General features: G+C 48.5%; 12 protein-coding genes. All 12 read right to left on the bottom strand.

What is annotated here, in order from left to right; all coding sequences use genetic code 11:
- Window positions 1-22: 22 nt before the first annotated feature.
- The gene (locus tag JUE67_RS00340) at window positions 23-3,412 is read right to left on the bottom strand and encodes a phage tail tape measure protein (protein WP_203625623.1); all 3,390 of its coding nucleotides are present in this window, start codon (window positions 3,410-3,412) and stop codon (window positions 23-25) included.
- A gap of 71 nt (window positions 3,413-3,483) precedes the next feature.
- Entirely contained in the window at window positions 3,484-3,675 is a 192-nt protein-coding gene (locus tag JUE67_RS00335; RefSeq protein WP_203625621.1) for a hypothetical protein, read from the bottom strand.
- Between the two features lie 4 nt (window positions 3,676-3,679).
- A complete protein-coding gene (locus JUE67_RS00330) occupies window positions 3,680-4,060 on the bottom strand; it encodes a phage tail tube assembly chaperone (protein WP_203625619.1) in 381 nt (126 codons plus the stop codon).
- A 169-nt stretch (window positions 4,061-4,229) separates the two neighbouring features.
- Window positions 4,230-4,853, bottom strand: coding sequence for a phage tail protein (locus JUE67_RS00325; protein ID WP_203636915.1), 624 nt, complete (start codon window positions 4,851-4,853; stop codon window positions 4,230-4,232).
- A gap of 2 nt (window positions 4,854-4,855) precedes the next feature.
- Entirely contained in the window at window positions 4,856-5,233 is a 378-nt protein-coding gene (locus tag JUE67_RS00320; RefSeq protein ID WP_203625616.1) for a DUF806 family protein, read from the bottom strand.
- On the bottom strand, window positions 5,233-5,646 hold the full coding sequence (locus JUE67_RS00315; RefSeq protein WP_203625614.1) for an HK97-gp10 family putative phage morphogenesis protein: 414 nt from the start codon (window positions 5,644-5,646) through the stop codon (window positions 5,233-5,235). The genes JUE67_RS00320 and JUE67_RS00315 overlap by 1 nt, the downstream gene beginning before the upstream one ends.
- Window positions 5,647-5,648: 2 nt before the next feature.
- Window positions 5,649-5,993 (bottom strand): phage head closure protein, encoded by a 345-nt coding sequence (locus JUE67_RS00310; protein WP_203625612.1) that lies wholly within the window; start codon window positions 5,991-5,993, stop codon window positions 5,649-5,651.
- A complete protein-coding gene (locus JUE67_RS00305; RefSeq protein ID WP_203625610.1) occupies window positions 5,983-6,276 on the bottom strand; it encodes a hypothetical protein in 294 nt (97 codons plus the stop codon). Before JUE67_RS00305 ends, JUE67_RS00310 begins: the two co-directional genes overlap by 11 nt.
- Window positions 6,277-6,363: 87 nt before the next feature.
- Window positions 6,364-8,115 (bottom strand): phage major capsid protein, encoded by a 1,752-nt coding sequence (locus JUE67_RS00300; protein ID WP_203625608.1) that lies wholly within the window; start codon window positions 8,113-8,115, stop codon window positions 6,364-6,366.
- Window positions 8,108-9,151 carry a phage portal protein gene (locus tag JUE67_RS00295; protein ID WP_236002610.1) on the bottom strand — a complete coding sequence of 348 codons (1,044 nt, stop codon included), beginning with the start codon at window positions 9,149-9,151 and terminating at the stop codon, window positions 8,108-8,110. Before JUE67_RS00295 ends, JUE67_RS00300 begins: the two co-directional genes overlap by 8 nt.
- A 367-nt stretch (window positions 9,152-9,518) precedes the next feature.
- Window positions 9,519-11,417 (bottom strand): terminase TerL endonuclease subunit, encoded by a 1,899-nt coding sequence (locus JUE67_RS00285; RefSeq protein ID WP_203625602.1) that lies wholly within the window; start codon window positions 11,415-11,417, stop codon window positions 9,519-9,521.
- Window positions 11,414-11,890: a phage terminase small subunit P27 family gene (locus JUE67_RS00280; protein WP_203625600.1), complete on the bottom strand. Its 477-nt coding sequence runs from the start codon at window positions 11,888-11,890 to the stop codon at window positions 11,414-11,416. Before JUE67_RS00280 ends, JUE67_RS00285 begins: the two co-directional genes overlap by 4 nt.
- Window positions 11,891-12,133: the final 243 nt, after the last annotated feature.

The following is a 12,133-nucleotide window of genomic DNA, read 5'->3' as shown; positions in this document are numbered from 1 at the left end:
CTGTCATAATTACCTCCTAAATCTAATCCTGCCATGCCGTTCGGAAGCTATTCTGACGGTCGTTATACGCCTTTACCTTTGGTGCTACTTTCGGATAGAACTGGTCATCGCCGATTTGTACATTGAATGATAGCTTCGTCAGCAGCACGCCCAGAGCATTAATAGCGGCGATAACGTCTGAGTTATCAGCCTGTGCAGGTAGCTGTGTCTGCGCCGAGGCTTGACTGGCGTTAATCTGCTGAACAGCTTGTCCCAGCAGTTGCCAAGCGCGACTAGCCTTTGATGCTGACAACGGCACAACCATCTCCGGGCCGGCCTCACCGCCGATAGTCAAGCGGTTACCAGCCGCAGATAACAAAGTTGGCGTGTTGATAAGGCCACCATTGGCCTTCCAGTCAACGCTAATGTGCGGTAGAGTGTGATGCTCGATCCAGTCTAGCGGATTCATGCTGCCAGAAATGTTAAAATGTGGCATCGGAATGTGTGGAAGGCTTATGCGGAAGTTGAATAGTCCCTTGATGCCATCCACAAGGCCAGCAAGCAGAGACTTAGCTGTCTGGATTGGATGCAGAATAGCATTCTTAACTCCGCCAAAGATGTCGCCGACCACTCCGCCTAGACCGCTCCAGCCGCCTTTAACGTGACTTGCTACCCAGTCAATTCCATTGCCGGCATGCTTCTTTATTCCCGACCACGCGCTACTCGTTTTAGACCTTATGCCATCCCACGCGTCAGAAATGTGAGACTTAACTGTCGCCATACCGCTCTTAGAATTAGTCTTGAGCGTGTTAAAGCCGTCGCTAACATGCCCCTTGATGCCACTCCAAGTCGTTTTAGTTTTATCGCTGACGTGGCCCCAGAAACTGTCCCAGTCCTTTTTCATTTTTTTGTTGGCTGCGGCTTGCTGCTTCTCCATCTTGGCATTGTCTTTGCCATTCTGCGTCTGAATACCTTTCCACCACTTTGCAATGCCGGTGGCGCCCTTGTGAGCATCAAAGCCAATCTGAGCTAACCAATCAGAGGCCGGACGCTTCTTGGCGTTCCAGCCTTTGGTCATCTTTTCAGCTGCGTCACCACCCCACTTACCGGCAGTCTTACCAATCGTAGCTCCGACCGCTGCCCCTGCTGGGCCTGCAATTGCGAAGCCAATACCGCCCCCAACCGCAGTGCCAGCGGTTTCACCCACGGCTTCAAACTTTTGGTGAACTGTCCCACCTTTGCCAAAAGCTTTAGTGACGTCTTTAATGTCGCTGATAACGTCATAAGCAATGGCAACTGTGGCGGTAATTTTTCCGAGTTTTGTTGCGCCAAACTGCTTAACCGCATTGCGCAGACCACTACCGGTTATTAGGCTAGAAGTGTCAAGGCTGGCAGAAACAGCTGATGCAGCTTTTTTGGCCGCGCCAAGCTTGCTTAACAGTCCAATTGCCTGACCAACAACGCCAATGAACTTGCTTACCTTGCCAACCACCCAGATACCAGCGACAACTTCAGCAAATTTCTTGACGTCATCCTTGTGGTCAACACAATATTTTGCGAAGTTCAGTACACCTTTTGCCGCATCACTGATGTATACCGCAAGCTGCTTAATCATCTTTTGGTTAGACTTGTTAGCCAGACCTTTGCTCAACGCGTCAGCAGCATCACTGAGAACCGGCAAAAGTTTGGACGAAAGCATAATCTGCAAGTTTGCATAAGACTGTTTGAAGCGTGCTAAAGACTGTTGCGCTGAACCGTTGTTCTTGTCAGCAATTTTTTGCACATAAGTGCCGGACTTTGCAGCCTTTTCGGTCGCTTTTGTGACTTGATCCAGCGACTTATACTGTTCTGCAAGGATTTGCCCTGCTTGCATGCCCGTAGTTCCGAACAAGCTTTTGAAAACAACAGCCTTGTCGCCAGTCGATAGATTCTTAGTATGCTCATATAGAAGCTTCATGGAATCTGTCAGCGGCAGCAAATTGCCATGAGCATCTCGAAACGACTTGCTGTTCAGTCCAATCAGTTTCATTGTCTTTGATGCTGGGTCAGCGAGCGAATTTAACACCTTTCTTAGACCAGTGCCCGCCTTGTCCGCTTCCACGCCGTTGTTGCTCAAAATACCAATGGCGGAAGCCGTTTGGCTAACGTCCATATGCAACGACTTGGCCGTGGCGCTGACATAGCTCATGGCCAAACCCATATCGCTAAAGCCGCTAGCGGTCATATCCGCAGCGTAAGCGAGTGCGTTTACAACCTGTTTTGTGTTAGCAGTCATTTGCGCGGTGGTCTTAGCCCGGAGTCCGAAACCTTCCAAGGTCGTACTTGCGACAGTTACAACATCACTAAATTCATCGCCACTTGCCACTGAGCCTTGAAGTTCCGTTTCCATGACGCCAAGTGCTTGTGAAGACGTATAGCCACGCTTGACCAAATCTTCATAGGCCTCCGCAATGGCCTTTTGTGACTTGCCATACTTCATTGACAGGTTGGCGCCGTCTTCCTGCATCTTGTTGACGTTCTTAGTGACTTCCGCCTGCTTTTCGCCACCAGAAACAAGCAAGTTGTTAGTTTCGACGTACACTTTTTGCAATGCTGATGCTTGCTTAGCTCCAGCAATCAGGTCCATGCCAGCCGCGCCGACGCCCATACCAACGGCAGTGATTGCCCCCTTTGCCTTTTCCCATCCAGCTCGGATAACAGAACCCGCCTTTGCGCCAGCGTCCTGAACTTTGCTAAATGCCCGACTGGTCACATTGCTAGAAGTTGCCATTTTGAGCATTTCGGTCTTGGCAGTCGCCATCTTGGCGCCTAACTCGTTTACCTTAACAGCTTGCTTGGCATAGTCATCGCTGGTCTTACCAGACTCTGCCTCAATCTTCTTTAGATAGTCGACTTCTTTTTGGTATAGCACTGCCTGTTGGGTATAAGCCGAACGCATCGAGCGGTACTTTTCGATGTTCGCCTCATGTGCTTTCCCCTCAGCTTTCAGCACGCTGATATATGAATTGCTGACCTTAGCCGAATTTTCAATCGACTTGTTGAGGTCAATTATGCCAGTCTTCTGCAAGTCTAGCGCGCGCTTTGCCCGCGCCTGCTGTGCTTCCAACGACTTCAATTGGGTAGTAGCGGCGTCAATGTCTTTTTGATACTTGAGATAGCTCGCCGCGCCATCTTTAGTTGTAACGTCTAGGCCCTTTTGCTTGTCCCGCAGACTCTCAATCTTGCTTTCTTGCGCCTTGATGCTATCGCCAAGACCTTTATATCTTGTTTCGGCGGCTTTTAGATACTGGCCAGTTGACTTGAGGGCGACTTCTTGGCTTTTCCATCCATTTTTGGTTGAGACGATAACGGCATTTAGTGACTTCAAAGACGTCTCGGCTTTTAGCGTATCTAATGCTATCTGCGTCGACATTTCAGCTTGAACTTTTTGCATACTTACACTTCCCTTTATCAAAAAAGGGATAGGAGGCTAGGTAAGCCAACTATCCCATGTGTCATGCCATGCTATATCAAGCCCATACCCTTGAGCATTTGTTCGGGGTCTTGCTCGCGGTCCTCGGGCTTCTTTGCTGTTTGAAGCTCCAGCAGGTCATAAAAATCACTATCCAACCATTGCTCAGGCGTCCAATGCAGATACACCAGCGTGTCTTGCCCTGATAGCTTCAAATCTTCCAGCTTGTTTTTCAGCTCAAACACCGTTTTACGCTTGTTTGGCTTCGCTTTTGTCGTCCGCCTGTTCCGCCTCTTCCGCCTCTTTAGTCAACTTGGCAATATCTTCATCGGATAAGCCTTGCACGCGTAGAATAACATTGTTAGCAATCTCCACGGTCTCACTAAACTCTAAGTCGTCTAGCTTTTCTTGTTCTTTCTCGTTCAGCTTGAGCGTGTCAGTAATGTAATTCATCACGTCATCAATCAGTTTCTGCTGCTGTTTAAGCTGTTCCACCGGCGTTAGGTCCGCATCTTCAACGTCATCAATCTCTGCCATCATCAGCTGCAATGCCAACGTGGCCTTCATAACGCGGTTGGTCACCTTGACGATATGCTCACGGTTGCTTAGCTTAGCTTCTTTAATTTTCATTATTTATACCCCTTCGTTTATACCCTATGTAGTATCGTTTCTATGCCGGCCATACCATTGCAGGTACACTAGGCGCTTGCGTCGGCTCACAGGCCACCAGTTGCACGGCAGCGTATGATTGTCTATCTTTCTGTTCTAACTCGCGTCAGAATCGCGTGTGAGAGCACGTTTAATCTCCAGTACCAGTGCTAGTACCCGTGCCAGTACCCGCTACATACCCACCGAAGACTTCCTTAAGCATCGTTGGTTCATCGAAGCCAGTATCGGCAGAGTTATACAGCTTAAATGGCTTGTGACCGAACGCGATTGTATCCAAGGCGGAAATGGTAAGCGCATCATCGACAATCTGCTTATTATCATCATTAGTCTGTACGTTGGCTTCACTTTCAACGGCTGTGGCGTTACCGAACCCGAAGTAAATGCTGCCGCCCGATAGGCTACCCGATTCAATCAAAACAGCGATATGAGCAGGTTCATCGGCCGGAAGCCAACCACCTTTACTGTCAGGAGTAAAACCTTTAATCTTTTGCTTTGTGTCAAAGTCTAAGTTGAGCCCATCCCAAGCAATCTGTGGAGCCGCGGCCCCATAGGTCACCATTTGAGCTACGTTGTTACCATAGCGCTTAGTGCTAGAGCCAGTAAGACCAGTGATGTTGGCCGTTTTACTCCCAAGGTCTTTTGTATCTACTTTGTAGATGCCGTCTGCGCTAAGTCCTTCATCACCCTTCAAAATCTGCTGAGTGGTTGGGTCAATCAATGCAAACGACACCATGTTTAGACCTACTAATGCCATATTTAATTACCTCCAATGTTCTTTTTGCGTGAAAAATAAAATGTGTTCATCAATTGCTGTGTGTCAGGATCTAACGTTCGCTGGCGTACTGCCGCTACTTGCCAACCCGCGTGAACAAACGCCTTCATTAGCGCTACTTCAAGCGTCTCTGGGTCGCCGCCGAATTCCTGTGAGTACCATATCTGGACTTCAACTTCCTGGTAAAGCCGCCAGAAGTCACCGTTGCCATATCCATCAGGACTATTGCCGGCATCAGTCACCAACACCACCGTCTTATCTAGGCTGTCTGCAACCTCTTGTGGTAAGTTGTTGCCATAAACTTTGTCGATGGATAACCCAGCGGAACTGACGATTGCGATTGCGTCATCTATTGCCGTCATTAGTCACCGCCGCCTATCTTCTTGATTATCTTCTGATATTCCTCGAATTCAGCTTGCAAAGCCTCATTTTCGGCATCATCACGGGCGTTATCAACAAAGTGGTCACCGCGAATGTGTTTAGTGCCGTCATTCAAGAATCTAGCGACGAACTCTTTTTTGGTGAACCCGGCCATCGACTTACCGTCGTGCCTGCCGTCAACGTCACCAGTTGCCGACGCGATGTCATCAGACAAGTGACCGTAGCTACCGCCACTGCCTTTGGTGTTTGGGTGCTTTGCCTTGGTGGCTTCTGTCAGCTTTTTTGCCATAACGTCGGCTCCGGCTTTAGTTATCTTTTCCTGCTGTTTAGCTGTCAGCTTAGCCGCCTGTTCAACCTGCTTTTGCCATTGCTCTAGCGCCTCGTTCAAGTCCATGGTTACGCCCCCTTAGTCGTTTTGACTAAGGTCAGGTAGTCATAGCGGATAGCATCGTTTGAATCATCCGGGCTAATGTCTTTGATGTCATACACAATGCCATCTATTCTTGCTTGTTGTTGGCTTACGTTGCGGGCGTCATGTCGTGTGATGATTGTTATGCTGTTATCAAGCCTTGTGCCAATCAAGCTATACGTTTGGGTTAGCGTGCGGTGCTGCTGTCGGTAATGCAATGAGTATGCCGCGACAAAGCTAGAGACATTCAGTCCAGCCTTTGTCACATGCGACTGTGGCTTGCCTAGCTCAACCGTTTGGCTGAAATCGCTTGGCTTAAATCTATTTGCCATCATTATCACCACCTGTGTCAACAGCTTGCAGGTGAGTTAGCATCATAAGCAAACCCCTGGGCATACCATCAGATAGGTTACGGTCATAGTACATTGCCTGCGCCATAGTTTTTATCGCTGGCACCGTCAAGGCATCATCAGCTGGGGCGTCAGTTGAACGCTTGACAATCTCAACGGCGGTGTTGACCAGCGTTGTGATAGTTGTCAGTTCGGCATCATCAAGGTTTAACTCGGCCATTAGGTCACTAGCAATCTTGCTTGGGTCTACTGTTGCTTCTACCATGCCTACACCTCCTGTAAGGCCGCCCGGCTAATTATTCAGCCGAATTACGTTATTTCAAGGCGACCATTTGCTTACTTATTGTTGGTATTACTTGCCGGATGCAGGGGTGGCAGAAGCTGGGGTATAAGTGATAAACTTACCAGCTTGCGTGTCAGCGGCCTTAAAGTCAGCACGGAGAGCGACACCGAGCACGTTTTCAAAGTTTTCGTTCCGAACCCACTGGACAGACACATTGTTACGAATCGCTTCTAGCACAAACGACTTGAGCGAGCCGACAAATGCTTTTTTATCGCCCTTAACGCCCAGCACAGTGTCATCAACGATGTAAAGTGGCGCGCCAAGGAACGTTTTGCCAGTAGCACTGGCAATGGAATCTTGAAGCAAGTAGCGACCGTTCCCGTCCTTGAGCTTGTCAACTTCGGCGAACATGGATTCGGACAGAACCCAAACGCGGTCGCCATAGTTTGACAAGCCAATGTTGTAAGCGTCCTTCATATCATCAACGGAGGTAGCTGCTACGGCTGTGGCGGTCTGCAACACCTTCCCAATGGCATGCTGTTCAGTCTGGCCGGTAACGTCTGCCACATAGGTTGCTAGAAGGGAAGAAATTTCTGGGTAGTCTTGCGCCATTTCCATGCTGATTGGCAATTGACCACGGTAAGTCTTTACGTCATAACTTACTGGCGTGATAGCCGCGTTAGCAATCGCTGGGTTTTCAGCCAATTCAGCCGCAGTTGCAAGCTGTGCACTGGCCTTGGCCATAACAGGCAATTTGCCAACTGGTGCACTTACCGCAACCTTATTTACCAATCCGGATAACTGCGTTGGGTCGGCCGGTTGCTTGAGTACGTCTAGCACCTGAGACGGGATTACAGCTTCACCGGCGGCGGAATCAAAGCCCGTAGCGTCACGCTTAATCTCACCAGTCCGCAAGAACTGTTCAAAGTCACGCTGTTCCTCAGTCTTTACGCTGTCTTCTGTCAAATTCTTAGCCATGTCTTTTTTATCTCCTTTATCAGCCGCGTCTTCTGCCGGCTTTTCTTTGTCTTTTTCTTCATCGTCTTCGGCGACTACCTCTGCCACCGGAGCGGGTACGGCGGTCAGCGCTTCGACCTGCTCAGTCAAATGCGATACCATGTCCGTCAGCGTCTTAATAGCGTCGCCATTGTCAGCGCCTTGCTTATCATCAGACTTATCCGCTGGCGTAGCCTTGTCAGGTTCAACCTTTTGGTCTGCCTTCGGGTCAACCTTCTGGTCAACCTTTGGGTCAACCTGCTTGTCTTCTTCTTTATCTTCTGGCTTATCTGCCATGTTCTTACCTCCGTTATTCTTTAATGCTTTATAATCTCGCTGTACCTCAACTGACGTCTGCGTGTACGCCGGAATTGGCGTCAGTGATAGCTCGTTCAACCGCTCAATCTGCGTTATCATATGAATGGTATCGCCATCGCTATAGTCCCAAGAATCACCGCCAGAAGCGATGTTGAACCCAATGCTTACACCCTTGACGTTACCAGCGACAATGTTATTGTATACATCATGTGCCAGTGTGGTATCAGGCAATGTAGCCTCGAAGTATAGGCCTTTTTGGTCAACTTTTAGGGTCAATGTTTTTGCGTCTACCCTTGCGAGAATGTTATTAAAGTCATGTGCATACAACAGCAATACACTGCTTAGGTCAACGCCGGATAAAGCACTTGGCGAGATATACTCGATGAAGTCGCCTTTCAGTGACGGCTGGTTCCACACGGCGCCATAACCTGACAATTTCATCTGCCCAGTGGTGTCATCGCGTGTTAACTCAGTGTCATACGTGCGAATATCTGTGTTGCTAGCCATTGATTACACCCCTTTTCGCCAACATCGCTTGCGCTTGTTCTAGCGTTATCGCCGGGTTCGTGCCGCTTAACAACTTCTGCACTTGGTCAATCAGCAAGCTATTGTCTGCATCAACCGCCTGTGCCTCGTTAATGTTGACTTGAACACCAAATTTAGCACTCATTTCGCTCTCAATTGGCTTTACATAACGTCTTAGCGTGTTAGCATAAAGCGACTTTGTTTGGTCTAGTGAGCTCTGCTGGTCACCTGTGCCGTTTAAATAGGAATCTGGGACGCCAAATGCTTTTGCAATTTCTGTCTTTGACCAATTGCCAGCCGTCAAAAACTTGGCGACGTCAGCATTAATTGCTAAATTTTGGACGTCGTACAGTTGGTCAAGCACGAGAGGTCGGCCAGCATTGTCGCCCATGTTGGCGGATTCAAACGCTTTTCGTGTTGCTTCTTTTTCTTCTAGTGACAAAGCACCCTCGGCAACTTTAATAACAGTTGACGGATTGATAGCATTCTTGATTGTGCTAAGCGTTAGCCGGTTGGCATAGTCCTGAATGTTGACTTGGGCGGCAATTGATTCTAGTGGGCTTTGCCCAATGTATTGCAGGCCGTTACTGCCGCTTGTCATTAGCCGAAAATGTAACATGTTGGCACTAGGATAATTAATGGTGCCTCGTTCATCGCCCCAGTTGACGCTATACGAAATGTCAGCGGAACGGTCAGCCAAAGTGACTACTACCTGTGCCGCCGGTGCCATCTCTAGCCGTGTAGGAACGTTGTTGCTATCTCTTGTAATGGCGATATAGGCGTTACCCGTAAGCAACATCTGAACTACAGCTGATTGCCAAAAGTTGAAGCCAGAGGTGAGATTGTTTGGATTAGCTACAGCTTTGTCAAACGGCGTAGGCACTGAAAAGTTAGCTGACGCAACGTCTGAGCTAAGCAAGTTTATAACCGCGTATAAATCGCTGTTGCGTAGCGCTGTGCTGGCGTCAACCAAATGATTCGGCAAGACTTGCCCGCCACTTATGATAAAGCTACTCATGTTTGTGCTGGGAATGGTCATTGACCTAGTCTGCTGTAATCTCAAGTAAGGATTAAATATTGCCACTATCTACCACCACCTTTTGAGGGTGTAGGCGTGGTTAGCCAGCCTGTGAATAACAGCGCAAGGCCTAAGCCAAGTGTCCCAATAATCGTATTAAATAGGTAGAGACTTGTCACAATCGCGACTATACCCGCGGCGAATAACAGCATTGGTAACCACTGGCGTAATGTTTCTAGCTTTTCCACGCGCCCGCCCCCTTCTGTTTACTTATTGTTTTCATTAGCTTTTTACCTCTCATATATATAACGTAAGTTGGCGTCCGTTTTTTGACCTTTTTTGACCTTTCAGCGAAAAAATATGTAGGCTAAAAGCCCACGTTCATCAAAAAGGCGTGACGGTCGGCGTCGCTCATACCTGAGAGTGGTGACTTCTGCTTGTCGCTGGCAAAGTCGGGGTCAATGTCTGAAAATTCATAAATTGCGCGTGACATGGCGTCGATGATGGCGTCTACACAATCAATTTTTGACGTGTAACGCTCTTTATCAACTTTCAACCCGTTGGCGTTACCAACTAGGATAGCGTTGGTCAGCGAGTATTGGACAATTTGGTCATCTTGATAGTGCACGCGTCCCTGCCTCATTGCTTTACCAAATTCTGCCGTTGGGCGGTCGAGGTCATGTGCTGTTTGCCGCAAAGGCATCATCGGCCACTTATCTATCTGCACAAGTTTGTCTAATATGTCAGAGCTGGACCAAGGGTCATAACAAACAAATTTGACGTCAAGGCGATTACGCTCGATGTAGTCTGCCAACCACGTGACAACAGCGTCGTCGTCGATATAACCCCAGCGATTGCGCGCAATATCACAATAGCCTTGTTGCTCTGCCCCGCGGTAGTTTATGCCGTCCTGCTTTTCTTTCTGACCGATATTACCACCTGTATGGTTTAACGGAATCCAAGAATGCTGTTCGATGTAATAGTGCGTCTCACCGCTTACTTTGTAGGGGTAAACGAACGCTACCGCCGTGTCATCACTCAGCTTGGATAGGTCAATACCGATGTAGCAGATGTGACCTGTGACGTCGATTGGCGGCGTGTCAACAACCGCATTTTTGATGTCATGAGGGTTTAGATAACGGTTCTCCCTGACCTGCAACCACATGTTGAGATTTTTGTTGATGAACTCGCTAATACTTCCGTCAGCTTTTTTTGTGTCTCTCTCGCTTATCATACTGTCGAGCATCGTCTGGCCCGCCGTTGGAAGCAACGGGTTAGACTTTACCCATGCTGTCGGGTCATCGACTTCGTCTTCTGAGTCTTGCGTGTAATTCACCATCAGATTGTCGTCTAGTTTCCGCTTGTCATCGTGTAGCATTGCCTCACGAATTAGCTTTTCAGTGAGATAAAGCGATGACGTACTGTCTGGGTAAGCCGTGCTAATGTCCCAGCTCTGACTGTCAAATGTCTGTACTTGGCCTGAGGTAATTTTGCCGTTGTTTTGCTTAATCAGGCCAATACGCCCATCGTCGCCGACCTCATCATGGACTGAAAATGCCAAGTGATAGCTGTCAAATTGCCCTGACTCATCACTTAGTCGTAACAGCTGGTTTTGATTAGCATTAGACTTAGCAGCATCTTCCCCCACCTTAACTTTCATTTGGCGCATTTGGTCGCCAAAGCCTTCACGGCGTAACCGATTAAACGTGCTCTTAACGTAACGCCAGCCTTTTTTAGACTGTTGTGAAACTGGCGCTATATATGCCATGTCTTGGTTACTTCGTCCAGCACTGGCAATGAGGTATTGGTAGCACAGAAGTATAACCGTAAGGTAAGTCTTACCATTAGTTCTGCCAACACTAAACACAACGCGGTGAAAGCGTCGCTCGCCAGCCTCATTACGCCAGCCCTGTGACCAGCAGAGTAACGCCTTCTGCCACATAGCCAATGGAAGCGGCACCCCAGCTGACGGGTCAGGGCATAATGACGCGAAAGCGAGCACTGTCCTACATGCGTCAAGGTCGTAGTGATAGGCAAAGTCGTGCTGCTTGTCCTCGCTTCTAGCTAAGTCTTGCAAGTGTCTAAACGCCGCCAATTTTACGTCTTGACCAGCAATGACACTACCTTCCAACACCTGAAAGGCATATTTAGTCCCTGGGTCAGCATACTTTCCAGCAACAGCATCGTAAACACCACTATTCCGCTGCTGGCTGTATGCCTCATCAACGTCAGTATTGGGCAATGTGAGGTCAAACTGTCTTATCAAAATTGCTTACTTCCCTCCTGCCGTAACTTTGCGACAATATCCTCGGTGTCCTCATCGGCGTTATCTGACTGTACATTCATTAGGCTTGCACGCGCCTGTGGCGATAGGCCTAATGATTCTGCCAAGCTCTTAACCTTTGATGTAGCTGAATCTAACACCTGACATGCTGGATTCTTACGACCATTGGCCAAGACTATGCCGTTCATCATGACCTCGGTATATGCCTGACGGCGAACAGCTATTTGTTCACACAGCGCGCTTACAATCTGCTTGTCACCCTGCTTGACTAGCCCTGTTTGATTTAGGATTGGTACTAGCTCATGCCATGCTGCGTAGGCAATGCCACTCATGTATCGCGGTGGTGTTGGCTGCAACGTCTGCCAATCCTTCGTTTGGTTCATCAACTCTTCCGTCCTGCGTCGTTGGTCGGCTCTATCGCCCATGTCTGTTGTTATTTTCATCTTTCTACCCATTTTGGCTGTACCTCCATTTCTGCTTAATCCACCGTCAGCCTTGCTATATCACCCGTTGCTTACCCCATTTTGATAACACGCGTGTTCACTTGCTGTACTTTAGTAAGTGCTATAAACACCAGTATATCAACGTTTGTAACCCGCTGGGTAGGCCTATTAAAACATTTTGATAACTACACATTTTTTGGCGATAAGCCATTTTGTTATGTGCGGTTCTGCTCTCACTTACGGGGGCGGGGGTTA

The sequence above is a fragment of the Lacticaseibacillus mingshuiensis genome, from assembly GCF_016861785.1.
GTDB classification, from domain to species: Bacteria; Bacillota; Bacilli; order Lactobacillales; family Lactobacillaceae; genus Lacticaseibacillus; species Lacticaseibacillus mingshuiensis.
The sequence above is the reverse complement of the archived record's forward strand: the minus strand, read 5'-3'. Positions and strand labels throughout refer to the sequence as shown.